The organism is Enterobacter sp. JBIWA005 (assembly GCF_019968805.1).
Taxonomy (GTDB): domain Bacteria; phylum Pseudomonadota; class Gammaproteobacteria; order Enterobacterales; family Enterobacteriaceae; genus Enterobacter; species Enterobacter vonholyi.
Map to the genome: position 1 here is coordinate 1,639,118 of NZ_CP074159.1, position 21,496 is coordinate 1,660,613.

At 59.7% G+C, this 21,496-nt stretch carries 22 protein-coding genes, 1 tRNA gene and 1 pseudogene; 11 read left to right on the top strand and 13 right to left on the bottom strand.

Annotated elements, in window-relative coordinates:
* Nucleotides 1-2: 2 nt before the first annotated feature.
* Genes KGP22_RS07680 through KGP22_RS07690 form a run of 4 tightly spaced genes read right to left on the bottom strand, consistent with a single transcriptional unit; the run spans nucleotide 3 to nucleotide 3,816 of the window.
* Nucleotides 3-1,436, bottom strand: a complete 1,434-nt coding sequence (locus KGP22_RS07680; protein ID WP_223581795.1) for an AMP-binding protein — start codon at nucleotides 1,434-1,436, stop codon at nucleotides 3-5.
* Nucleotides 1,433-2,551: an MBOAT family O-acyltransferase gene (locus tag KGP22_RS07685; protein WP_149366357.1), complete on the bottom strand. Its 1,119-nt coding sequence runs from the start codon at nucleotides 2,549-2,551 to the stop codon at nucleotides 1,433-1,435. The genes KGP22_RS07680 and KGP22_RS07685 overlap by 4 nt, the downstream gene beginning before the upstream one ends.
* Before the next feature lie 9 nt (nucleotides 2,552-2,560).
* Entirely contained in the window at nucleotides 2,561-2,683 is a 123-nt protein-coding gene (locus KGP22_RS24230) for a hypothetical protein (RefSeq protein ID WP_256371422.1), read from the bottom strand.
* A complete protein-coding gene (locus KGP22_RS07690; RefSeq protein ID WP_223582413.1) occupies nucleotides 2,680-3,816 on the bottom strand; it encodes a D-alanyl-lipoteichoic acid biosynthesis protein DltD in 1,137 nt (378 codons plus the stop codon). Before KGP22_RS07690 ends, KGP22_RS24230 begins: the two co-directional genes overlap by 4 nt.
* 277 nt (nucleotides 3,817-4,093) lie before the next feature.
* On the opposite strand from KGP22_RS07690, the gene KGP22_RS07695 reads away from it, so the two are divergent.
* Nucleotides 4,094-4,181, top strand: a tRNA-Ser gene (locus KGP22_RS07695).
* 45 nt (nucleotides 4,182-4,226) lie between these two features.
* Here KGP22_RS07695 and KGP22_RS07700 read toward each other — a convergent pair.
* From KGP22_RS07700 to hpxO, 3 genes are read right to left on the bottom strand one after another with little or no spacing between them, the layout of a single operon-like run.
* Nucleotides 4,227-5,162 carry a PDR/VanB family oxidoreductase gene (locus tag KGP22_RS07700; protein WP_223581798.1) on the bottom strand — a complete coding sequence of 312 codons (936 nt, stop codon included), beginning with the start codon at nucleotides 5,160-5,162 and terminating at the stop codon, nucleotides 4,227-4,229.
* An 11-nt stretch (nucleotides 5,163-5,173) separates the two neighbouring features.
* The gene (gene hpxD / locus KGP22_RS07705) at nucleotides 5,174-6,211 is read right to left on the bottom strand and encodes a molybdenum cofactor-independent xanthine hydroxylase subunit HpxD (RefSeq protein WP_181574024.1); all 1,038 of its coding nucleotides are present in this window, start codon (nucleotides 6,209-6,211) and stop codon (nucleotides 5,174-5,176) included.
* 14 nt (nucleotides 6,212-6,225) lie between these two features.
* A complete protein-coding gene (gene hpxO / locus KGP22_RS07710; RefSeq protein ID WP_223581800.1) occupies nucleotides 6,226-7,380 on the bottom strand; it encodes an FAD-dependent urate hydroxylase HpxO in 1,155 nt (384 codons plus the stop codon).
* 239 nt (nucleotides 7,381-7,619) lie between these two features.
* Here hpxO and uraD point away from each other — a divergent pair, with 239 nt between their 5' ends.
* Together uraD and uraH are read left to right on the top strand one after the other, a co-directional pair.
* On the top strand, nucleotides 7,620-8,120 hold the full coding sequence (gene uraD / locus KGP22_RS07715) for a 2-oxo-4-hydroxy-4-carboxy-5-ureidoimidazoline decarboxylase (protein WP_039266099.1): 501 nt from the start codon (nucleotides 7,620-7,622) through the stop codon (nucleotides 8,118-8,120).
* The gene (uraH, locus tag KGP22_RS07720; RefSeq protein WP_039266100.1) at nucleotides 8,117-8,440 is read left to right on the top strand and encodes a hydroxyisourate hydrolase; all 324 of its coding nucleotides are present in this window, start codon (nucleotides 8,117-8,119) and stop codon (nucleotides 8,438-8,440) included. Before uraD ends, uraH begins: the two co-directional genes overlap by 4 nt.
* On the opposite strand, the gene guaD is transcribed toward uraH, so the two are convergent.
* Nucleotides 8,420-9,739 carry a guanine deaminase gene (gene guaD / locus KGP22_RS07725; RefSeq protein WP_111964518.1) on the bottom strand — a complete coding sequence of 440 codons (1,320 nt, stop codon included), beginning with the start codon at nucleotides 9,737-9,739 and terminating at the stop codon, nucleotides 8,420-8,422. The two genes, uraH and guaD, sit on opposite strands and share 21 nt — an antisense overlap.
* A gap of 100 nt (nucleotides 9,740-9,839) precedes the next feature.
* Nucleotides 9,840-11,336: an NCS1 family nucleobase:cation symporter-1 gene (locus KGP22_RS07730; RefSeq protein ID WP_223581802.1), complete on the bottom strand. Its 1,497-nt coding sequence runs from the start codon at nucleotides 11,334-11,336 to the stop codon at nucleotides 9,840-9,842.
* Nucleotides 11,337-11,480: 144 nt separating this feature from the next.
* Between KGP22_RS07730 and KGP22_RS07735 the strand changes: the two genes are divergently transcribed.
* From KGP22_RS07735 to puuE, 3 genes and pseudogenes are all read left to right on the top strand, one after another.
* Nucleotides 11,481-12,197 (top strand): GntR family transcriptional regulator, encoded by a 717-nt coding sequence (locus KGP22_RS07735; RefSeq protein WP_111964516.1) that lies wholly within the window; start codon nucleotides 11,481-11,483, stop codon nucleotides 12,195-12,197.
* Nucleotides 12,197-13,068: pseudogene (gene hpxA, locus KGP22_RS07740) on the top strand (allantoin racemase). The gene KGP22_RS07735 and the pseudogene hpxA overlap by 1 nt, the downstream one beginning before the upstream one ends.
* Entirely contained in the window at nucleotides 12,986-13,885 is a 900-nt protein-coding gene (gene puuE, locus KGP22_RS07745; protein WP_223582415.1) for an allantoinase PuuE, read from the top strand. Before hpxA ends, puuE begins: the two are co-directional and overlap by 83 nt.
* 48 nt (nucleotides 13,886-13,933) lie before the next feature.
* Here the strand turns inward: puuE and hpxZ are convergent, their stop codons facing one another.
* The 4 genes from hpxZ to hpxW are packed head-to-tail and all read right to left on the bottom strand — an operon-like array spanning nucleotide 13,934 to nucleotide 17,493.
* Nucleotides 13,934-14,320, bottom strand: coding sequence for an oxalurate catabolism protein HpxZ (gene hpxZ, locus KGP22_RS07750; protein WP_032649007.1), 387 nt, complete (start codon nucleotides 14,318-14,320; stop codon nucleotides 13,934-13,936).
* Nucleotides 14,317-15,714, bottom strand: coding sequence for an AtzE family amidohydrolase (locus KGP22_RS07755; RefSeq protein WP_223581804.1), 1,398 nt, complete (start codon nucleotides 15,712-15,714; stop codon nucleotides 14,317-14,319). Before KGP22_RS07755 ends, hpxZ begins: the two co-directional genes overlap by 4 nt.
* On the bottom strand, nucleotides 15,711-15,899 hold the full coding sequence (gene hpxX / locus KGP22_RS07760; protein WP_045334723.1) for an oxalurate catabolism protein HpxX: 189 nt from the start codon (nucleotides 15,897-15,899) through the stop codon (nucleotides 15,711-15,713). Before hpxX ends, KGP22_RS07755 begins: the two co-directional genes overlap by 4 nt.
* 10 nt (nucleotides 15,900-15,909) lie before the next feature.
* On the bottom strand, nucleotides 15,910-17,493 hold the full coding sequence (gene hpxW, locus KGP22_RS07765) for an oxamate amidohydrolase (protein ID WP_223581806.1): 1,584 nt from the start codon (nucleotides 17,491-17,493) through the stop codon (nucleotides 15,910-15,912).
* Between the two features lie 142 nt (nucleotides 17,494-17,635).
* Here hpxW and hpxU point away from each other — a divergent pair, with 142 nt between their 5' ends.
* The 5 genes from hpxU (at nucleotide 17,636) to KGP22_RS07790 (ending at nucleotide 21,493) form a co-directional block, all read left to right on the top strand.
* Nucleotides 17,636-18,475 carry a MurR/RpiR family transcriptional regulator HpxU gene (hpxU, locus tag KGP22_RS07770; RefSeq protein ID WP_045334720.1) on the top strand — a complete coding sequence of 280 codons (840 nt, stop codon included), beginning with the start codon at nucleotides 17,636-17,638 and terminating at the stop codon, nucleotides 18,473-18,475.
* Between the two features lie 191 nt (nucleotides 18,476-18,666).
* Nucleotides 18,667-19,449: a transporter substrate-binding domain-containing protein gene (locus KGP22_RS07775; RefSeq protein WP_023311064.1), complete on the top strand. Its 783-nt coding sequence runs from the start codon at nucleotides 18,667-18,669 to the stop codon at nucleotides 19,447-19,449.
* 4 nt (nucleotides 19,450-19,453) lie between these two features.
* Nucleotides 19,454-20,119: an amino acid ABC transporter permease gene (locus KGP22_RS07780; RefSeq protein ID WP_111964571.1), complete on the top strand. Its 666-nt coding sequence runs from the start codon at nucleotides 19,454-19,456 to the stop codon at nucleotides 20,117-20,119.
* A complete protein-coding gene (locus KGP22_RS07785) occupies nucleotides 20,119-20,775 on the top strand; it encodes an amino acid ABC transporter permease (RefSeq protein ID WP_164850651.1) in 657 nt (218 codons plus the stop codon). Before KGP22_RS07780 ends, KGP22_RS07785 begins: the two co-directional genes overlap by 1 nt.
* Complete coding sequence (locus KGP22_RS07790; RefSeq protein WP_008499843.1) at nucleotides 20,756-21,493, top strand: amino acid ABC transporter ATP-binding protein; 738 nt, start codon at nucleotides 20,756-20,758, stop codon at nucleotides 21,491-21,493. The genes KGP22_RS07785 and KGP22_RS07790 overlap by 20 nt, the downstream gene beginning before the upstream one ends.
* The last annotated feature ends 3 nt before the right edge of the window (nucleotides 21,494-21,496 follow it).

Below are 21,496 nucleotides of genomic sequence, written 5' to 3' on the forward strand. Positions count from 1 at the left end.
CATTAATTTGTTCGGGCGTAAGCGTCCAGCAGCTTGCGGTCAATTTTGCCGTTGGGATTCAGCGGCAAAGCGTCTTTTACGATAATTTGTGAAGGCACCATATAGTGCGGAACCACCTTAGAAAGCGACGTTTTGATGGTGTCCGGCGCCATATCGGTCACGCAGAACGCTGCAATGCGCAGCACGCTGCCGCAGGATTTCATCAGCGGCAGAACCACCGCTTCGTTGATGCCGGACATGGCCAGCAGGCGGTTTTCAATCTCGTTAATTTCAATACGGTAGCCATTCAGTTTGACCTGGCTATCGTTGCGGCCCTGGCAGTAGATAAGTCCCGCTTCATAGCCCAGATCGCCGGTCCGGTAGCCGCGAAATGCTTCATTTTCCCGACGGAGTAATTTTTCTGCGTTCTCCTGCGGTAGGCCCAGGTAGCCGCGCATGACGTTTTTACCCCAGATAATCAGCTCGCCTTCAGCGGAAATTTCCATTCTGCTCTCAGGCATCATGACCCCCACCGGCAGCACGGCGCTGTCGCTGTTCAGGATCTCATCCGTGATTTCAACCACGGTGGTCGCGATGGTCGCTTCCGTTGGACCATAGGAGTTAATGATTTTTGCCTGCGGGAAGCGGCGGCGAAGCTGTTTAACCAGCGCTTTATTCAACACTTCACCAATGAAGATAAAGACGTTGAGTTCAGGTAAATACTCGCTGTTAAACTGCGGGGAAAGCAGCTGCTGGTAAGCAAAAGAGGGGGTCGAAACCCAGGCGGAGACGGCGTTGCTTTTCAGTCGCTCCAGCCAGTTCTCTTTTTGAATGTCTTCTTTGGCGTTCAGCACGATGTGTCCACCCATCGCCAGATTCGCCAGCAAAGGGATCAGGGAGAGGTCAAAACTGAACACCGCGTGGTTCATCAGCACCGGTTTTTCCGGCAGCGAAAAGTCCTGGCTGACCCATTTCATGAAGTGCCATACGCTTTCACGCCCAATCTGCACCCCTTTAGGCTTGCCGGTGCTGCCTGAGGTAAACATGATATAGGCCAAATCCTGCTCCTCCAGCACCTTGCCCGGTTCACCGGTGGCGATAAACTGCCGGGTCGCGACGTCGTAATAGTAAGGGGCGCTGGCCAGATGGCAGATCTCCCGCAGGCGCTCCTGCGGGTAAATGCAGTCCACCGGAATGTACGGAATGTTGTGCAGCAGGCAGCTATAAATCGCCACGGCGAACTCGGCCTGCTGGTGTCCGTACAAGACGACCGGCGTACCGGCAACAGGCTGGCAACGCTGATAGCGCTGCGCCCAGTCCGTCACGGCCGCGGAAAGCTGCAGCCAGCTTAAGGCTTCGTCGCTGCCGCTGATGGCCAGCTGCTGCGGGGAGGCGGGATCGCATAATGCCGCACGCAAGAAATCGTGCATTTCCTGAAGATCGGAGTGATTTTTCATAGAGGTGACATTCCACTAAAGATGTAAAGGGAGCCCGCGGCGCTTCCCAGCGTCAGAATGCGTCCCAAAAATGCAACGGCCGGATACTGCAAGCCCCGGTGCAATGCCGGGCTGCGTTTGGCTAACCACAGCAGCATGTTATGAGTGACGGAAATCGCGCCAAACAGCGCGCCGCTGATGACGTAATGGCGTTCCAGGCCATTCCATGCCCCCATGCAGAACAGGGTGCAAAAAATACCGATATTTTGCGCCAGCGTTTTGTTCTGACGGAAAAAGTTGAACTTCATCAGGTTCATATAAACGGGCATAAAGACCACATCGCGCAGCCATTCAGACAGGCTGATGTGGAAGCGGCGCCAGAAATCCTGCGGGTTCTTTGCCAGAAGCGGCATATTGAAGTTTGCCGGAATGTTGAGTCCAAACAGGCGGCCTGCGCCGATGGCCATATTGCTGTAGCCCGCAAAATCAAAGTACAGATAGGCGCTATAGGCAATCGACATCACCACGCCCACGGTCAGCGTAAACGGCTTATGGCTCCAGGGCTGCACGACAAGTGAGTCAACCAGCATCGCAAACAGGAACTTCTGGATAATGCCGGTAATGATTTGCTCCAGCGCCACTAAAAACTGTTCGCGAGTAAGGGCAAAGACGGGCTTGCTGACGTCGCTCATCCATGTCCGCCAGCGGTACATTGGGCCCGCCAGAATAATAAAGGGCATAAACAGATAGCAGAAATAGTGCAGGAAATTCTGCCCTTCTTTTTTACTGCGATAGAGCAGCACGTCCACCGCGCGGAACGTCATAAAAGAGAGGCCGATCATGCCGAGATGGTGATTAACGTGCAGTTTCACCAAAAATAAAGGAAGCAGCGTTAACACAATCGCCTGCCAGGTTTTTAACCATCCTTTTTCTTTTAACGCGGCGACAAGGTAAAAACTAAAAAAAACGACCGCGGGAACACGGTAATCACCCTGAAAAATATAGCCCCAGCCTAATGCGGCCAGGACGGATAAGGCCGATAAATAAGTCAGGCGATGGCGTAATACGCGATTGACCAGCGCAAACGCCAGCGCGGATGAAAACAAATAAACAAAAAACATTCCTGAGCTATACATCATTCGGCCTCAGAATTTTTGATATTCAAAATGCAGCTGCATACTCATGCTGTCATCGACAGAGGTCCACGCGACGACGGTAATCGCCAGCAGGAGATAAAGGAAAAAAAGACGGATCGCAATTTTCATCATTTAAAACTCTGTGCAATAAAGCGAATCATAGGAACCCAGGCCAGTTCGGAAGGGTGCAAACGATCCCAGTTCCAGCCATTCTGATAAGGCATGGCGTACATATCTAAATAGGGGATCTGGTTCTTTTCCAGAATGGTTTTAATTTGCTTATCAACCGGGCGGAAGGTATCGGTGTTGTAAAGCGCCCAGGGGTTAACCGGGTCGACGATAGCAATCACCTGCACGTGATGTTCTTTCAGCAGCTGGACGGTTTTACTGAAAGCGGTGATTTGCGCAGGCACGACCGGCGTGTCGTCCCACTGTTGCCGCGTACCGTCCTCTTCGTAAATCGTTTTGTCCATCCACAGGGTGGCCGCGCTCTGCTGGCGTTTTTTATTTAACTCGCGGGCATTCGCCAGCTCTTTATCCCAGTCAGGGATAATGCGGGTGGCTGGCTGCGGCGGCCAGGTCTGAACCGTCTGGGGCCTAATGTTGAGCAGCGACAGCCAGTCGTTTTTTATCATGGTACAGACGTTCGCAAACTGGAAGCTCAGCTCCTCCCAGATCAGATCGGGATGCCAGCCAAAGACGTGCATTTGGCCGAAGGTTAAATGGCTTATTTCTTTACTATCAATATGCTTTAAATAATTAACCAGCAGCGGGCGCGCCTGCGGATCCTTCATCAGTGGATTAAAAATAGAGCCGGGGAAATTATCGGCATAAATAGCCGGTGGCAGCCCTTTTGAGTAAAAGCTGTCAGGCGCCAGCAGCAAAACAACTTTACTGTTTGCGTTAAGGCTATTTTTAAAACGTGAGAATAGTAAAAATTGCGTTTCATCATCGACAAACGCATCGCCATACGCCACGACGGGTTTGTGTAATTGCTTATTAAAGTAATTATATACAGCGTAATGTTCATCTTCTGAGGTGGCAACCTCAGACGCGCCAATGAAGAAAATAGCATTCCCTTCTAAGGCATGAGAAATAGTGGCAATTTTTTCCGCCTGTTCTTTAGGCGTACCCGCCATTGATTTAATCAGCGGCTGGAAAGTGAGCGGCGGATCGAAACTCGTCACCAGCGGGTGAACACAGAGAAACAAAATGGCCAGCGTCGCCATCAGGATATGTAAGCAAAGCGAATTTTTGATTTTCATCATCAACCAGTAACACTGCATGGCAGTAATTTCTAAATCTGTAGCTACTCAGATTTATAACAATTACACAACAAATGACCGTTTATTTTTGTGGCATTCTATACCAGAGCGTTTTAAAACGATGAGCGTTGCTATGTTACGGTATGTACAAGGTCGCGGAGAGTGATGTGAAATCAGCGTTTGGGTGACTTTTTGCGCAGTCAAACGCCTGTGGGGAAAAATAGAAAAATTCCTGCTTTACAAGGCGCTAATAGATGTTTATAGTGCGCCTCACTTTGGAAGCGTGGCCGAGCGGTTGAAGGCACCGGTCTTGAAAACCGGCGACCCGAAAGGGTTCTAGAGTTCGAATCTCTACGCTTCCGCCAAATTCGAAAACCCTGCGATAGCAATATCGCAGGGTTTTTTTCGTTTTACAGCCCAATCACCAGCTCCCCGGAATGGCTTCGCGAACAGCACAGCGCCACCTGCTGGTTTGTCGCGCTTTTTTCCGCCTCCGACTGCACGCTATCCCGGTGATCCACCACGCCGTCAATCACCGGCGTCAGGCACGCGCCGCAGATTCCCATTTCGCATGACAGCGGAATGTCCACCCCGTTTTCCTGTAATACCTGGGCGATGGTCTTATCCGCAGGCACCGGCCAGCGCTCACCGGTGGAGGCCAGTTTGACCGTGAAAATCTCCCCGGTTTCACCGCCTGCGGCGGGCGCAACGGGTTGAAACGCCTCGCTGTGAAGGTGGGCGTCATCCCATCCCTTTGCAGTGGCGACCTCACACACTTTTTCCATAAATCCTGCCGGTCCGCATATCCAGGCGTGAAGCCCCGCCTCGGGCGCGGGGAGATGATCTGCCAGCGTTATGCGCGGGCTGGCGGTATGAATGAGGCACTCGTCGAACCGGGAGAGTTCACGCGTAAACGCCGCGCTTTCGCGGTTTCTGACGTAGTAGTGCAGCGTGAATGGCGTTCCGGTTGCCTTCAACTGCAGGGCCATCGCATACAGCGGCGTAATGCCAATGCCCGCCGCCAGCAGCAAAACCCGCTCTGCCTGCTGAAGCGGAAACAGGTTGCGCGGGGCCGATATTATCAGCTTCTGCCCGGGACGCAGCGTCTCGTGAACGTAGCGCGACCCGCCGCGCGAGGCGGTTTCACGCCCCACGCAAATAAGATAGCTCTCGTCCCCACATGCTCCGGTCAGTGAATACTGGCGCACCACGCCGCAGGGCAGGTGGACATCAACGTGCGCGCCGGCCTGCCACGCCGGCAGCGCTTCGCCGTTTTCAGCCACCAGCCTGACGGCGAGGCTTTTGTCGCCCTCACGCCACAGCCCGTCAACAATTACGCTCAGCATATCGGCCTCCGTCATACCAGGAAAAATTCGCCAAAGCCCATCTTCTTCAGCCCCCGACGGTAGGCAATTGAGCTTTTATCTGCGGGAATATGGGCTTCCAGCGTCAGATCCAGCGGCAGGCTTTCCGGGCGCTGGGTTTCGACCATCAGGCGATCCTCTTCAAAAATGCGCAGGTTAAAGGCATGCACATCCTCCACCGGAATATGCAGGTCAAAGTTGCGGGCGATAGGGGCGAACATGCGGGTCACGCGCGACGACACGGGCGACGCGGCGTTCATGATCACCAGCCGCGATTCACCCGGAAAATGAATTGTCAGGGTAGCGGTAAACGGCAGGTGCATTTCAAAATGGCGCAGCCACTGGAACCCTTCTGGTGCCTGCACGTCCGAACTGGCGGGATAGTTGCTCACGGAGCTCCAGTAATCCGCCACGAAGCCGAACGGCGTCTCCTGCGGCTGATAGGCAGGTACAAGCTGATTATTGGGGTCGGCAAAGGTTTCGGTGTGGATCCACGCAAAGTGCGCCACGTCCAGAAAACCCTCTACCTGACGTCCGGCAAAGCCGTTTACCTCAAACGCCGGGCAGTTAATCTGCTGAAATCCGTCGTCATCCCAGTGCGGCATGGCGGGCAGCGGCGCGGGGTTATCCGGATCAAAGGCCAGGCAGGTCCAGATCAGCCCGTACCGCTCTTCCACGGCGTAGTTAATCAGGTTCAGCTTCGCCGGAACGGGCTGGTCGGGGCTGGAGGGAATACGGTTGCAGCGCCCGTCCTCCCCAAAGCGTAAACCATGATAGGGGCAGATAATCCCGAGCTCATCGTGAAAGCCGAGCGTCAGCGGCACGCCGCGGTGCGGGCAAACGTCACGGGCGACCACAACCTGGTCGTTTATCCGGTAAATCACCAGCTGTTCATCCAGCAGCGTCGCTTTGACCGGCGCCGGACCGACGTCGCAGGCGCGCGCGACCGGATGCCAGCATTTCGCCAGACGCAGCCAGTCCTCTGGCTCAAACGTACAGTGGGCGGGTGGAGTTGGTTCTCTTTTCATCATTATCCCTCTTACGTTCAGCCTAACGGGCCGCCCTGAATGGTCTCGCACAGACCGTTGATGATGCGCTCTCCGGTCTCTTCGCTAAGCTCCTGATACCAGGCCTGCGTCAGCGCCATGTCTTTCCCGTGGGTGACGTCGCAGCGCTTACGCGCCTTCAGCACCAGGTCGCGCACCCGGTCGCAGCGCAGCGCCTCGTACTGCCGCAGCGCCAGCGTAATATTATGGTTTTCACGCAGGCATTCCCCCAGCACTACGGCATCTTCCATAGCCGCGCAGCCGCCCTGGCCGATATCCGGCGTGGTGCTGTGCGCGGCATCGCCGAGCAGCGCGACGTTGCCGCGCACCAGGCTGTCGAACGGCTCGATATCGTGGATTTCGATGCGGTTGGTCGTTTCAGGATCCAGCGCCGCGATAAGCTTCTGCACCGGCGGCGCCCAGCCGCGGAAGTAGCCAGTGAGATCGGCGCGCAGGGTGGTGCGATCTTCCGCCAGGCCTGCGGGCAGCGGCACGTCAAAAAAGAAGTAGAAGCGTCCGCCGGAGACGGGCATCAGCGACACGCGTTTGCCTTCGCCAACGAACGTGGTCCACTGGTGCGCCGGGGCGATCTCTTCGTCAATCTTCACCAGCCCGTTCCAGTTTACGTACCCGGCGTATCGGCGCTCCGGCGTGTATCCCAGCACGTACGGGCGAACCGCCGAGTGGCTGCCGTCGGCGGCAATCAGAAAATCGCCAGTTGCCGTGGTGCCATCGGTGAAGGTGACGTTCACGCCCGCGTCGTCTTCATGGACGTGTTCCACGCGCTTGCCGAACTGCACCCTGTCGCGCCCCCAGAAGTCCAGCATTTCGCGCTGGAGTTCAGCGCGCGAGACGGGGCAGGGACGCCCGCCGGTACGCTCAACCAGCGGGGCAAGGCTAAAGCGGGTCAGGGTATCGCCGCGCCGGTAATCCTTGTAGGCCATAAAACGCATCGGCCCGCCATAGGTCTCGATGATGTCGCCCATGCCGAGGTGCTGCATGCATTTCACGCCGTTAGGCCAGATGGAGATGGCCGCCCCGACGGGCCTGATCTCCTTTACGGCTTCAAACACGGTACAGTCGATGCCCGCTTTCTTCAGCGCCACGGCAGCGCTCAGGCCACCAATGCCCGCGCCAATCACGATTGCTTTCATGCTTCTCTCCTTTTGCAGGGTGTAAAGACATTCAGCAATTTGCGTACCAGGCTGCAGCATGGCGAAAACGGCGTTGTAAGGGAGACGTTTGCACTGCTAAGGTGCGTAAACGCGGTGAGCGTGCCTTTTTATGAATCAAAAATTTCCAGTTGAGCTATACGGAATCGACTGTTTCACGCCCGCGTTCAGGGTGGCGTGGTTTGTGCAATAGCCTGGAGAAGGATAATAAAGGAGACACTATGATCGCACTGCACGACTTCAATCAGCTTCCTGAGAAAGATGCTCTTACGCTGCTTCTGCCCTGCGTGGCGATACCCGGCTGGGCCGACGCGCTGGCTCTGGGGCGGCCATACGCCAGCCGGGACGAATTACTCAGTACGGCAAACGCGCTGACGCAAAACTGGGACGAAGCGGAGCTGGCGCAGGCCCTGAGCGCCCATCCGCGCATCGGGGAAAAGCCCGCGGGTTCAGCGGCAGAGGCGGCGCTGTCGCGTCAGGAGCAGGGCGCTGTGAACGATCGCGATGCTGACCTTGCCCAGGCGCTGCGCGAGGGCAACGCCCGCTATGAGGCCCGCTTCGGACGCGTGTTTCTGATCCGCGCGAAGGGCCGCAGCGGCGAGGAGATATTGCGGGCCCTGCACGCGCGGCTGGAGAACAGCGACGCGCAGGAAGTCCGTGCCGCGCTGGAACAGCTGCGGGAAATTACGCTGCTTCGGCTGGAAGGAGTTATTAGCGAATGAGCACACTCAGCACCCATATTCTCGATATCTCAACGGGCAAGCCCGCGGAGGGCGTAACGGTTCATCTGCAACAGGACGGGAGCACGCTGGCCACGGGCGTGACCAACGCCCAAGGGCGCATTGCCGCGTTCGTTCCCTCTCTGCCCGCAGGTCGCTATCGGCTGGTGGCGGAGATCGGGGCGTGGTTTAGCGAAACCGGTCGCGACACGCTCTATCCCAGTGCGCAAATTGATTTTGTGACGGGAGAAACGGCAGACGAGCATTTCCATCTGCCGTTTGTGATTGCCCCCGGCGGATGGTCAACCTACCGGGGCAGTTGACCACACCCGCTCGCCGTTGACCCAGGTCTCGCTGATGTTGCGCTCGTCTCCGAGGGTCATCAGCACAAAAAGCTGCTCGTAGATATCCTGACAGCGGCGATTGCGCAGGCGCTGCAGCGGCGTCACGTCGGGATCGATGACCACAAAATCAGCCTCTTTGCCGGGTGTGAAGTTGCCAATCTTATCGTCCAGCCGGAGGGCGTGCGCGCCGCCCAGCGTGGCGTGGTAAAACGCCTCGCTGGCGCGCAGGCGGTAGCTCTGAAGCTGGCCGACCTTGTAGGCTTCCCCCAGCGTGCGCAGCATGCTGAAGGTCGTGCCCGCCCCAACGTCGGTGCCGATGCCCATCCGCACCCTGTGCTGCCAGCAGGCGGGCAGGCGAAACAGCCCGCTGCCGAGAAACAGGTTAGAGGTAGGGCAAAACGCCACCGCCGAGCCGGTGTCATGCAGGCACTGCCACTCGCTGTGGTGCAGATGGATCGCGTGGGCAAACACGCTGCGCTCGCCGGTCAGGCCGTAGTGGTGATACACGTCGAGATAGCGCTCATGCTCCGGCCAGAGGTCGCTTACCCAGGCCACTTCGTTGGGGTTTTCGCTCAGGTGGGTCTGCAGCCAGGTGTCCGGGAACTCCTCTCTGAGCAGGCTGACCGCCGCAAGCAGCTCGGGGGATGACGTCGGGGCAAAGCGCGGCGTAATGGCATAGCCCAGCCGTCCCCGGTGGTGCCAGCGCTGGATTAGCGCCCGCGTCTGCCGGTAGCTCTGCTTCGCGTCTTCGCTCAGGTAGTCCGGCGCGTGTCTGTCCATCATCACTTTTCCGGCGATAAGGCGCATGTTGAGGCGCAGGGCCTCGGTAAACAGCGCTTCGACCGATTCCGGATGCAGCGTGCAAAACACCAGCGCGGTGGTGGTGCCGTTGCTAACCAGTTGCTGTATGAAAAATTCGGCGATCTCTTTCGCGTAGGCCTCATCGGCAAACTGGCTTTCCACCGGGAAGGTGTAGGTGGTCAGCCACTCCAGCAGCTGTTCGCCAAAGGCGCCGATCATCTCCGTTTGCGGGTAATGGACGTGGGTGTCGACAAAACCGGGCAGCAGCAGCCTGCCGCGCAGGTCGGTGTAGCCCTTGTGGGGGTCAAGATACTGCTCGCCCTCCTGCCACGGCATCTGCGCCAGAATTTTTCCGCTCTGTATAAACAGCAGCCCGTCCTCAAGGTAGCGCGCGTGTTGAGCAATGGCGTCTGCGCTGTCGCAGACCCGGGCAATATCAAAAAATGCACCGCGTATCGCAGTCTGGTATTCCATCATGATTCCTGCCTTCGTGTTTGCGTAGCGGGGGTGAGAGGGCTCAGCAAGAACGGTGCCAGAATGAAAGGGCCGCAGATAAGCTGCGGCCGGAGGGAGGGGGTTACTCTTTTTGCGTTGCCACGCGGGAGCTGAACGACGTCGCGCCCGCCGTCTCACGATCTTCCCGCGCCAGCCAGCGGTAGGTCACGCCGCCGAGGAAGACGCCGATAAACCAGCTGAAGTTCGCCACCTCATGCAGGGCCGGGATAAAGCTAATCACCAGGCCCACGGCAACGGACGGGATCAGTGCGCCAATAGCTTTCGGGTTAAAGCCGTTGCGGTACCAGTATTTACCCTTTGGCGTGTCGTCGAACAGATCGTCAACCGACACCTTGCCGCGCTTAATCAGGTAGAAGTCGGTAATCAGAATGCCGAACAGCGGGCCGATGAACGCCCCGAGCACGTCCAGGGTGTAGTGGATAAGCTCCGGCGAGTTGAACAGGTTCCACGGGGTGAGCAGGATCGAGCCGACGGCGGCAATCATCCCTCCGGTGCGGAAGCTGATTTTCTGCGGCGAGCAGTTAGAGAAATCAAACGCCGGCGAGACGAAGTTTGCCACGATGTTGATCCCTATGGTGGCGGTGATCATCGTCAGCAGGCCAATCGCCACGGCCAGATCGTTGCCCACGCGGCTGACGGTTTCGATCGGGTCGGTGATCATGCGGCCAAACAGCGACTGGGTGCCGGAGACAATGACCACCGTGACGATGGAAAACAGCAGGAAGTTAAACGGCAGGCCCCAGCGGTTGCCGCGGCGGATCTCGCCCATGCTTTTGCCGTAGCGGGAGAAGTCGCCAAAGTTGAGCAGCGGGCCGGAGAAGTAGGAGACCACCAGCGCGGTCGCGGTGATCATCTGCCAGGTCTGCTCGCCCGCGCTCAGGGATTTGCTGGCGAGGGTAAAGGAGATCCCGTCAAAACCGGTCTTGTATACAATCCAGCCTGCGAGGGCAAGCATCACCACGTAGACCGCCGGACCGGCGATATCAATAAAGCGCTTGATGGCGCTCATGCCGTGCCAGAAGACCATCGCCTGCAGGACCCACATAATAGCGAAGCAGATCCAGCCCAGATGAGACAGGCCCAGGAACGCGCCGGCGGTGAGCGAAGAGAGCGATGGCCAGAACTTCAGCACCACCAGCATCAGGGCGTTGGCGGCCAGATAGGTCTGAATCCCGTACCACGCAAAAGCGATCAGCCCGCGGATCACCGCCGGAATATTGGCCCCGAAGACGCCGAACGCCTGACGGCTGATCACCGCGTAGGGCACGCCCGCCATCTGGCTCGGTTTGGCCACCAGATTGGCGCACAGCTGCACGATGCAAATCCCCACCAGCAGGCAGAGCAGCACCTGCCAGCTTGCCAGCCCGAGCGTAAAGAAGCTCGCGGCGACAACATAACCCCCCATGCTGTGAACGTCCGACATCCAGAACGAAAAGATGTTGTACCAGCTCCAGTTCTGGTCACGCGTCGGTGCCAGATCCTCATTGCAAAGACGTGGGCTGTAAACCGCACCGGAATCAGCGGCCGTACCTTGCTGTGCGTTTTGACTGTTTGGCATGAAACCTGCTCCTGTGAATGAAAACCCGTTAAGCGGGAGTGCAAACGGTGTTGCAGGATCCAGGCCAAAATAATAATTCTTGTATGCAATATTTTATTTTTATGTATACGATTCGATAACGAAGAGTAAAAGACGGAGTGGTGAATGAACAACATAAACGCCCTGCAGACCGCGCCAGACCTGCATGACAAAGACGAATCGATCTTTCAGGCGCTGATGACCGCGATTGTCGAACATCAGCTGCTGCCGGGGAGCAAATTGCCGGAAGAGGCGCTGGCCGAGGTGTTTGGCGTAAGCCGCACGGGCATCCGCAAGGTGCTTCAACGACTCGCCGCTGTGCAAATGGTCACCCTGACGCCCAAGCGTGGTGCACACGTCGCCAGCCCGACGGTGGAAGAGGCGCGACACATCTTTCGCACCCGCGCGCTGCTGGAGGTCGCTAACCTTCCGGACGTGCTGGCGCACTGCCAGCCGCCGCACCTTGCCGCGCTGGAGACCATTATTCGCCAGGAGCAGCAGGCGCACGAGGCCTATGACGGCCCGGCGGCGATTCGCCACTCCGCCAATTTCCACATTCAGCTGCAGGCCATCTCCGGCAACCAGGTGCTCACTGAGATGGTGACCAGCCTGAGCCAGCGTTCTTCGCTGGTGATTGCCACCTGGGGCGCGCCGTGGCGTCAGGGCTGCCGCTGCAACGATCACGAACAGCTTGTGGATCTGCTGCGTCAGAAGGCGCTTGAGCCATTAAGCGATGCCCTCATGCACCATTTTGAACATATCGTCGCCAGCCTCTGCTTCGAGCGGGCGGGCGAGTGCCTGCCTGATTTTGCCCGGCTGTTTGCCGGCCACAAGGAGTCGTAATGTCTGTCTGTATACAAGTGATCAACCCCAACACCAGCCTCGCCATGACGGAAACCATCGGCGCGGCGGCGCGCGCGGTGGCGGCGCCGGGGACGGAGATCCTCGCGGTCTGCCCGAGCGCGGGCGTGCCGTCTATAGAAGGCCACTTTGATGAGGCCATCGCCGCCGTCGGTGTCCTGGAACAGATCAAAAAAGGCAGGGAACAGGGCGTGTCGGGTCACGTGATTGCCTGCTTTGGCGATCCGGGCCTGCTGGCGGCGCGCGAGCTGGCCCAGGGGCCGGTTATCGGCATTGCCGAAGCCGCGATGCACATGGCGACGCTGGTGGCGACGCGTTTTTCGGTGGTTACCACGCTGTCGCGCACGCTGATTATTGCCCGTCATCTGTTGCACCAGTATGGCTTTCAGGACCATTGCGCGCCGCTGCACGCCATCGACCTTCCGGTGCTCGCGCTGGAGGATGGCAGCGGTCTGGCGCAGGAAAAAGTGCGCGCGCGCTGTATACAGGCGCTGAAAGAGGATGGCTGTGGCGCCATCGTGCTGGGCTGCGGCGGCATGGCAACGCTGGCGCAGGAGCTGACCCGCGAGCTGCGCGTGCCGGTGATCGACGGCGTCAGCGCGGCGGTGAAGATGGTGGAATCGCTGGTGGCGCTGGGGCTGTCGACCAGCAAGCACGGGGATCTGGCATTCCCGGAGAACAAACCGTTAAGCGGGCATTTTCAGGCATTGAATCCATTTTAATTTTTGGGGGTGGCAATGGGGCTTTTTGAACAGGATTATCCGCGGGATCTGCGCGGCTACGCGGGCAACCCGCCGCACGCGCGGTGGCCGAATCAGGCGCGCATCGCCGTGCAGTTTGTGCTCAACTATGAGGAAGGGGCGGAAAACCACGTTCTGCACGGCGATGCCGGATCCGAGCAGTTCCTGTCGGACATTATCGGCGCGGCCAGCTACCCGGATAAACACATGTCGATGGACTCCCTCTACGAATACGGCAGCCGCGCCGGGTTCTGGAGGATCCACAATGAATTTCAAAAGCGCGGCCTGCCGCTAACGGTCTTTGGCGTGGCGATGGCGCTGGCGCGTCACCCGGAGATCGTTGAGGCGATCAAAGCCGCAGATTACGACGTGGTCAGCCACGGCTGGCGCTGGATCCACTATCAAAACATGGACATCAGCCAGGAGCGCGAACACCTGCATAAGGCGGTGCACGTTCTGACCGACCTGTTCGGCAAGCCGCCAGCGGGCTGGTACACCGGACGAGACAGCCCCAACACGCGCCAGCTGGTGGTGGAGCACGGTGGTTTTGACTACGACAGCGACTACTACGGCGACGATTTGCCCTTCTGGACGGAAGTAGCCTGCAGCGACGGCACCCATAAGCCGCACCTGATTGTGCCGTATACGCTGGATGCGAACGACATGCGCTTCGCGACCGCGCAGGGGTTTAACACGGCCGAGCAGTTCTATACCTACCTGAAGGACAGTTTTGACGTGCTGTACGAAGAGGGAGAAAGCGCGCCGAAGATGATGTCCATCGGCATGCACTGTCGCCTGCTGGGGAGACCGGGGCGTTTTCGCGCGCTGCAGAAGTTCCTGGATTATGTGCAGCAGCACGAGCGGGTATGGGTCTGTACCCGCCAGCAGATTGCCGACCACTGGCGGGAGGTGCATCCGTTTCAGAAATAACTGAGCCGTCTTTAGCCGGGTGGCGGCTGCGCCTTACCCGGCCTACGACTACGACATCAAACTCACCTGCGCCGCCACGATGCGCCACCCGTAGGCAAACCGCACCCACGTCTGCTGCTGGCGGCCAATGCGTTCTGTGCTCTCGCGGGTAAACTCGGTGCTGCACACGGCATAATCCTCCCCGAAGGTGGTAATGACGGTGTGCCGCAGCGTCCGCTGCAGCCCGGCGGCGGGGCGCGCCGCACGAAAGGCGCGGATTTCATCGATCCCGTACAGGTTTTCCCCCGCCCCCAGCCGCACCGTGTTTTTGTCGTGCCAGAACAGCTCGTCCAGCACCGCAACGTTGTTGCTCACCAGCGCGTCCTCATAGCGGTAAAACGCGGCCGTCACCTCGGCAACCACCCACGGGAGGTTAATGTCATCGTGATTCATCATGCTGCTATCTCCGCCGGGCGGGCATCGGTGATGCCGCTCTCTTCCAGAACCCGCGCGACGCGCAGGCAGGCCTGCTCGTTAAACGGCGCGGCAATCAGCTGCAGGCCAATGGGCGCGCCCTGCGCGGTGCGCAGCGGAACGGTGGTCACGGGCAGGCCTAAAAACGAAATCGGCTGGGTCAGCATCCCCATGCTGGCGCGGATGGGAAGCGGCTGACCGTTAATCTCCATGGTTTGCTCGCCGATCCGCGTGGCGCTGCGCGGCGTTGCCGCGGCAATCAGCACGTCGGCTCGTGCAAACAGCGCGTGAAACGCCTGCCGTGCCTGCGCGCGAAACCGCTGGGCCTGAATGTACCAGGCAGAGGGGATCATCGCCCCGGCCAGCAGGCGTTCGCGGGAGTGCGGCTCAAAACGCTCGGGCTCCCGGCGAAGCGCGGGCAGGTACTGATTTCCCCCTTCGGAGGCGCTGATGATAAACGCAGCGGAACGCGCCAGCTCGGCGTCAGGAAACTGAAGCTCATCCTGCACGTCGAGCGCCTTCGCCACCCGCGCCACGGCGTCTCTGGCGTCCGCGTCGCACCAGGTGGTGAAGTAGCCGCCGAGCACCGCGCAGCGCAGGCCGTCAAGCCCGCGGTCAAGCAGGGGGCGCGTCTGTTCCCGCGAGCTCTCTGCCTGAAAACCGTCGCTGGTGTCCCGGCCCTGCAGCGCGTCGTACACGGACGCCAGGTCGCATACGCGGCGCGCAAAGGGCCCGATATGATCCAGGCTCGCGACAAACGGATGGCTGCCGGATCGCGACAGGCGGCCAAAGGTGGGCTTCAGGCCGTAGATGCCGCACAGGGAGGCCGGAACGCGAATCGAGCCGTTGGTGTCGGTGCCGAGCGAAAAGTGCACCAGCCCGGCGGCCACCGCGGCGGCTGAACCGCCGGACGACCCGCCCGCAATGCGCGTCAGATCGTGCGGGTTACGCGTCGCACCGTAGTGGCTGTTCTCGGTGGTAAAGCCGTAGGCGTAGGCGTCCATATTGACCATCCCGGTCAGCAGCCCGCCCGCGCTGCGCAGCTGGCGCACGGCGAAGCTGTCGGCGGCGGCAGCGGGGCGCTGGCTGAACAGCTCGGCCCCGGCGAGGGTGGTGTGACCGGCAACGTCGAACAGATTTTTTACCGCGTAGGGCACGCCCGCCAGCGGCGGCAGGGGACGCTTTTCCCGTCGCAGGGTATCGATATTGTCGGCTTCGGCGAGCATGCGTGCTTCCGTCACGGCGGTCCAGGCGCCGATCTGCGGATTCACGCGCGCAATGGCCTCCAGCGTCTGGCGGGCAATCTCATGGGCGCTCAGCTCGCCCGCGCTCAGCGCCTGCTGAATGTCGCTGATACTCATCTCGTGTAGCGTCATGCTTTATACACTCCTGCAATCTCCAGACGGTCGTCGAGCGGCAGCGCCATCAGCGGGGCGGCCATGGTGGCTATGCGGCTGAACTGCAGCTGCAGCTCGGCGCGGCGGGCGTCATCCAGCGTCACGCCGAGTACAGTTTCCATTTGCGCCAGGTATGCCTGCCAGTCGGGTTGGTGTGTCGTCATTTTTTTCTCCTCAGAATCCGGCGGCCGCGCCGTTGCTGCGCGGGTCAAATGCCCCTTCGAACAGCCCGTTGGGGTGGCGGACAATCGCGCCCGCGTGGCCCATGGCTTCACTAAAGTCAGGGAAAAGCTCCACCTCGTGACCGAGTGCCCGCAGGCGCACGACCGTCTCGGGTGAAAAACGTCCTTCAAGCTTTAAGGTGTCCGAGGTTTGTCCCCAGGTGCGCCCCAGCAGCCAGCGCGGGCGGGAAATGCTCTCCTGTAAAGGCACGTCCTGAATCGCGTAGCGGGTAAAGATCGCGGCCTGGGTCTGCGGCTGTCCGTCGCCGCCCATCGATCCGTAGACCATCACGCGACCGTCCTTCAGACGCGCCGCCGCCGGGTTCAGGGTGTGGAACGGCTGTTTGCCCGGCGCGAGGGCCAGAAGATGGGCGGGATCGAGGCTGAATGATGCCCCTCGGTTCTGCCAGACGATGCCGGTATCGGGCAGCACCACGCCGCTGCCGAACTCGTGATAAATGCTCTGGATAAACGACACGGCAAGCCCGCTGCTGTCCATCACCCCCATCCACACCGTATCGCCGGGGCCTTTTCCGGTTCCCCACGGTGCGGCCCGGCCGTCGTCAACCCTGTTGGCAAGCGCCTGCAGGGCGGCGGGATCAAGCAGATCCTGAATATCGATTTTCAGCTCGCGCGGGTCGGTGATGTGGGCATCACGCAGGCCAAAGGCCAGCTTGGTGGCTTCAACGATGCGGTGAAGGGTTTCGGCGTCGTCGGCCTCCGCCATGTTCAGTCGGTCGGTGATGCCGAGTATCGCCAGCGAGACCAGCCCCTGCGTCGGCGGGGCGTGGTTAAAGATCTCTCCCTGCTGATGCTGCAGCTTAAGCGGCGCGGTGCGTCGGGCTGCGTGGGCGTGTAAATCGGCCAGCGTAACGGGCAGGCCCAGCGTCTCCATGCCGTGCGCCAGCACGTCCGCCAGCGGGCCGCGATAAAAACTGTCCAGACCGTCTTCCGCCAGGCGCCTCAGGGTTGTAGCCATGGCGGGCTGGTAAAAGCGGCTCCCGGCCTGCGGCGGCTTGCCGTCGACCAGCCAGGTTTCCGCGAAGCCCGGCACATCCTTCAGCTCGTCGAACTTGCTGGCGGTGGCGTGAGCCTGAGAGGCCGTGACCGGCGTGCCGTTCTGCGCGTAGTCAATGGCGTCGGCCAGCAGGCGGGCCAGCGGCAGCGACTTGCCGGTCATCTCACGGGAAACCTTCAGCGCCTCGTCCCAGCCGCTGACCGTGCCGGCGACGGTTAGCGCCGCCTGCGGTCCGCGATGGGGGATCTGCGTGAGCCCATCGTAGGCGGCCAGCGTCGCGTGCGATCCCGCCGCGCCGCTGGCGTCAATGGCGATGGGGTCGCCTTCCGGCGGCACGATAAGCCAGAAGCCATCGCCGCCCAGCCCGTTCATATGCGGGTAAACCACGGCGATGGTGGCCGCCGCCGCGACCATCGCTTCTATCGCGCTGCCGCCTTCGCGTAGCACCGTCAGCGCGCTCTGGCTGGCGAGGTGGTGCGGCGCAACCGCCATACCGTGTGTGGAGATATTACTTTGCATGAAGAGTCCTCGTAACCCTGAAAGTCACAAGGCGCTGCAAAAGCTGTTCCAGTTCTGAAAGAAAAGTTTCAGTAAACTGGCACGTATAATGAAAGGTAGAATGAAAACTAAAATGTAATGAAACAAAAGTTACAGAGGCGCTATGGAACAGTTAGATGAACGTCTGAAAGCACAATACCCGTCGCTGTCGCCGCAGGAGCAGCGGGTGGCGGACTTTATATTCGACCATTTTGACGATCTGATTAGCTACAACAGCGCCGAGCTGGCGCAGCTGAGCGGGGTGTCGAAAGCCACGGTGAGCCGTCTGTTTAAGCGTCTGGGCTATGAGAAATATAAGGACATGCGCGACGAGCTGCGCACCCTGCGCCAGAGCGGGATGCCGCTCACCGACAATCGCGATGCGGTGCAGGGCAATACGCTGCTGGCGCGCCACTATAAGCAGGAGATGGCAAACCTGACCCAGTGGGTCAATGCCCTCGACGCGCAGCAGTTTGCCGACGCCATGGCCTGCATGGTCAGGGCGCGGCGGATCGTGATTATCGGCATGCGTAACGCCTATCCGGCGGCGCTGCACCTGCGCCAGCAGCTGCTGCAGGCGCGCGGTCAGGTGCTGGTTCTGCCGCAGCCGGGGCAGAGCCTGAGCGAGGAGCTGGTGGACTTAACGCCGGACGATCTGGTGGTGATGATGGCCTTTCGCCGTCGCCCGCGCATCATTCGCCCGCTGATGCAGCAGCTTCAGAGCAGCGGTATTCCGGTGCTGCTGATGTGCGAGCCGCAGGCCCACAGCCTGTTCCCGCTGGCGAGCTGGCAGCTCTGCACTCCGCTGGACAGCGTCTCCGCCTATGACAGCTATTCGTCGGTCAACAGTCTGATCAACCTGCTGGCGAACGCCTTCCTGCATGACATTCTCGATAAAGGCCGCCCGCGCATTCACGAGATTGCCTCCCTCTATCAGCAGCTGGACGAGCTCGAACAACGATAATGGGGCATCAGGCTGGTGCTTTGCATTAAAATGGTGCGTAATGGCGGGGCGAAAATGGAGAGCATTTCCGCCCCGTCCGCGTTTTATCAGGCTTTACAAGAATATTTCCCGCTTCGCCTTATCTGGCACATTAGTTGCAAAATCACATTCAAAGAATCTTTTGTTTCATGTTAACGTTACGGGGAAGCACCATGAAAAAATTGTTGATTGCACTGGCCGGGGCAGCATGCCTCTTCACGCAGCTGCCGGCAAAGGCTGACCAGCTACAGGATATCGAGAAGCGCGGTACTATCCGTATTGCCGTTCCGCAGGACTTCCCGCCGTTTGGCTCGGTGGGGACCGATCTGCAGCCCCAGGGGTACGACATCGATATGGCGCGCTATCTCGCCAAACAGATGAAGCTCAAGCTGCAGCTGGTGCCGGTGACCAGCGCCAACCGCGTGCCGTACCTGCAAACTGATAAGGTGGACCTGGTCATTTCCAGCCTCGGTAAAAACCCGGAGCGCGAGAAGGTGATCGACTTCAGCCGCGCCTATGCGCCGTTCTTCCTTGGCGTGTTTGGTCCAAAAGGGGCCGAGCTGAAGGACGCCGCCGCGCTGAGCGGAAAAACCATCGGCGTGACGCGCGGGGCGGTGGAGGACATGGTGCTGACTGGACTGGCGCCGAAAGACGCGGACGTGAAACGCTACGAAGACAATAACACCACGCTCTCCGCTTACCTGTCGGGGCAGGTGCAGTACGTGGCAACCGGTAACCTCGTGGTGGCGGCCATTTCGCGCCAGAACGCGGATAAAGCCCCGGTGCCGAGCTTTATGCTGAAAGATTCGCCGTGCTTTATTGGCCTGAAGAAAAACGAACCGGCTCTGAAGGCAAAAGTGGATGCGCTGATTGAGCAGGGCATCAAGGACGGCACGCTGAACGGCCTGTCTGAGCAATGGCTGAAGGCCCCGCTGCCGGCAAACCTTGGCGCCTGAGCCGATGACTGAGCAACTTGATTTCTCCGCGCTCTGGCCGCACTGGCCGGAGCTGCTGGCAGGGCTGTGGGTCACCGTTCAACTGACGGTGATGGCGACCGTCGGCGGGCTGGCGATAGGGATTTTCGGGGCGGCGATCCGCAGCGGACGCACGACCTGGTTCAGCCGGATCTGGGGCGGCTACGTGGAGATCATCCGCAACACGCCGTTTGTGGTACAGCTGTTTTTCATTGTCTTCGGCCTGCCAAATCTTGGCCTGAAGATGACGGCGGGTGAAGCGGCGCTGCTGGCCATGGTGGTAAACCTGGGCGCCTACAGCACCGAGATTATCCGCGCGGGCATTCAGGTCACGCCGAAAGGGCAGTGGGAAGCCGGACGCGTGCTGGGGCTCACCCGCCTGCAGACCTTTATTCGCGTGGTGCTGCCGCCCGCGCTGCAGCGCATTTACCCGGCGCTGGTGAGCCAGTGCATCATCGTGATGCTCGGCTCGTCGGTGGTGTCGCAGGTCTCCTATGAAGAGCTGACCTTCGCCGCCAACCTGATCCAGTCCAGAACGTTTTTGAGCTTTGAGGTTTATCTGGTGACAACCGGGATTTACCTGGCGCTGTCGATTACCCTGCGCCAGCTGATGATGGCGGCAGGACGCAAATGGCTGGGGGTGCAGGCATGATGACCACCTTTACCGACTGGGACATTATTCGCAACCTGCTGCTGGCCGGACGCTGGACGGTGCTGCTGTCGCTGGTGGCGTTCGTCGGCGGGGCGGTGGTAACGCTGCCGCTCCTGCTGCTGCGCCTGACGGGCGGGCGCACGGTGAAGCGCATTATCCGCGGCTATATTGAGCTGTTTCAGGGCACGCCGCTGCTGATGCAGCTGTTCCTGGCCTTCTTCGGCGTGGCGCTGTTCGGCATCGACGTCTCGCCGTGGACCGCCGCCTCGCTGGCGCTGACGTTTTACACCAGCGCGTTTCTGCTCGATATCTGGAACGGCTGCATTCGCGCTTTACCGAAGGGGCAGTGGGAAGCGTCGCGCTGCCTGGGGCTGACCTTCGGCCAGACCCTGTTTCGCGTCGTCGCCCCGCAGGCGCTGCGCATCGGCATTGCGCCGACGGTCGGCTTTGCCGTGCAGGTGATCAAAGGCACCGCGCTGGCGTCGATTATCGGCTTTATCGAGCTGACCAAGGCCGGAACCATGCTGACCAACGTGACCTATCAGCCGTTTAAGGTCTTTGCGCTGGTGGCGCTGGGCTACTTTATTCTGTGTTATCCGCTGTCGCGCTACAGCCGCTATCTGGAGACGAAATTCAATGCCTCTCATCACCATTAATCAGGTGCAGAAGTACTACGGCGATAACCACGTGCTCAAGGGCGTCGATCTGGATATCGACATGGGCCAGGTAATCTCCATTATCGGGCGCAGCGGATCGGGCAAAAGCACGCTGCTGCGCTGCATTAACGGTCTGGAAGGCTATCAGGACGGCAGCATCAAGCTGGGCGGCATGACCATTACCGACCGGGATTCCCAGGCGCGTGAAATCAGCCGCTCGGTGGGGATGGTGTTCCAGAGCTTCAACCTGTTCCCGCACATGACGGCGCTGGAAAACGTGATGCTCGCCCCGCGTCGGGTGCTGAAGAAAAGCGCCGCCGAATGCCGCGAGCTGGCGCAGCGCATGCTGGAGAAGGTTGGCCTCGGCGATCGTCTGGATTACTACCCGTCGAGCCTCTCCGGCGGCCAGCAGCAGCGCGTGGCGATTGCCCGCGCGCTGGCCATGTCGCCGAAAGTATTGCTCTGCGACGAGATCACCTCCGCGCTCGACCCGGAGCTGGTGGGCGAAGTGCTCAAAGTGCTGGAGCAGCTGGCGGCCGAGGGGATGACGCTCATACTGGTTACCCATGAAATGAATTTTGCCCGCGAAGTGGGCGACCGCGTGGTGTTTATGCACCAGGGGAAAGTCTGGGAGCAGGGCGACAGCAAAACGCTGTTCGCCAACCCGCAGACCACGGAACTGAAGCAGTTCATCTCCTCCGTGCGCGGCCTCAACTGATAA

Excerpts from the sequence above, each read along its gene's own strand:
- KGP22_RS07700 (WP_223581798.1), bottom strand. The coding sequence starts at position 5,162 with ATGCTGAGCGTAATTGTTGACGGGCTGTGGCGTGAGGGCGACAAAAGC.
- hpxZ (WP_032649007.1), bottom strand. The coding sequence starts at position 14,320 with ATGATGAATCACGATGACATTAACCTCCCGTGGGTGGTTGCCGAGGTG.
- KGP22_RS07785 (WP_164850651.1), top strand. The coding sequence starts at position 20,119 with ATGACCACCTTTACCGACTGGGACATTATTCGCAACCTGCTGCTGGCC.
- hpxX (WP_045334723.1), bottom strand. The coding sequence starts at position 15,899 with ATGACGACACACCAACCCGACTGGCAGGCATACCTGGCGCAAATGGAA.
- KGP22_RS07685 (WP_149366357.1), bottom strand. The coding sequence starts at position 2,551 with ATGTATAGCTCAGGAATGTTTTTTGTTTATTTGTTTTCATCCGCGCTG.
- KGP22_RS07735 (WP_111964516.1), top strand. The coding sequence starts at position 11,481 with ATGAACAACATAAACGCCCTGCAGACCGCGCCAGACCTGCATGACAAA.
- KGP22_RS07690 (WP_223582413.1), bottom strand. The coding sequence starts at position 3,816 with ATGAAAATCAAAAATTCGCTTTGCTTACATATCCTGATGGCGACGCTG.
- KGP22_RS07790 (WP_008499843.1), top strand. The coding sequence starts at position 20,756 with ATGCCTCTCATCACCATTAATCAGGTGCAGAAGTACTACGGCGATAAC.
- hpxD (WP_181574024.1), bottom strand. The coding sequence starts at position 6,211 with ATGATGAAAAGAGAACCAACTCCACCCGCCCACTGTACGTTTGAGCCA.
- hpxU (WP_045334720.1), top strand. The coding sequence starts at position 17,636 with ATGGAACAGTTAGATGAACGTCTGAAAGCACAATACCCGTCGCTGTCG.
- uraD (WP_039266099.1), top strand. The coding sequence starts at position 7,620 with ATGATCGCACTGCACGACTTCAATCAGCTTCCTGAGAAAGATGCTCTT.
- hpxO (WP_223581800.1), bottom strand. The coding sequence starts at position 7,380 with ATGAAAGCAATCGTGATTGGCGCGGGCATTGGTGGCCTGAGCGCTGCC.
- KGP22_RS07730 (WP_223581802.1), bottom strand. The coding sequence starts at position 11,336 with ATGCCAAACAGTCAAAACGCACAGCAAGGTACGGCCGCTGATTCCGGT.
- KGP22_RS07780 (WP_111964571.1), top strand. The coding sequence starts at position 19,454 with ATGACTGAGCAACTTGATTTCTCCGCGCTCTGGCCGCACTGGCCGGAG.
- KGP22_RS07755 (WP_223581804.1), bottom strand. The coding sequence starts at position 15,714 with ATGACGCTACACGAGATGAGTATCAGCGACATTCAGCAGGCGCTGAGC.
- KGP22_RS24230 (WP_256371422.1), bottom strand. The coding sequence starts at position 2,683 with ATGATGAAAATTGCGATCCGTCTTTTTTTCCTTTATCTCCTGCTGGCG.
- uraH (WP_039266100.1), top strand. The coding sequence starts at position 8,117 with ATGAGCACACTCAGCACCCATATTCTCGATATCTCAACGGGCAAGCCC.
- guaD (WP_111964518.1), bottom strand. The coding sequence starts at position 9,739 with ATGATGGAATACCAGACTGCGATACGCGGTGCATTTTTTGATATTGCC.
- KGP22_RS07775 (WP_023311064.1), top strand. The coding sequence starts at position 18,667 with ATGAAAAAATTGTTGATTGCACTGGCCGGGGCAGCATGCCTCTTCACG.
- hpxW (WP_223581806.1), bottom strand. The coding sequence starts at position 17,493 with ATGCAAAGTAATATCTCCACACACGGTATGGCGGTTGCGCCGCACCAC.
- KGP22_RS07680 (WP_223581795.1), bottom strand. The coding sequence starts at position 1,436 with ATGAAAAATCACTCCGATCTTCAGGAAATGCACGATTTCTTGCGTGCG.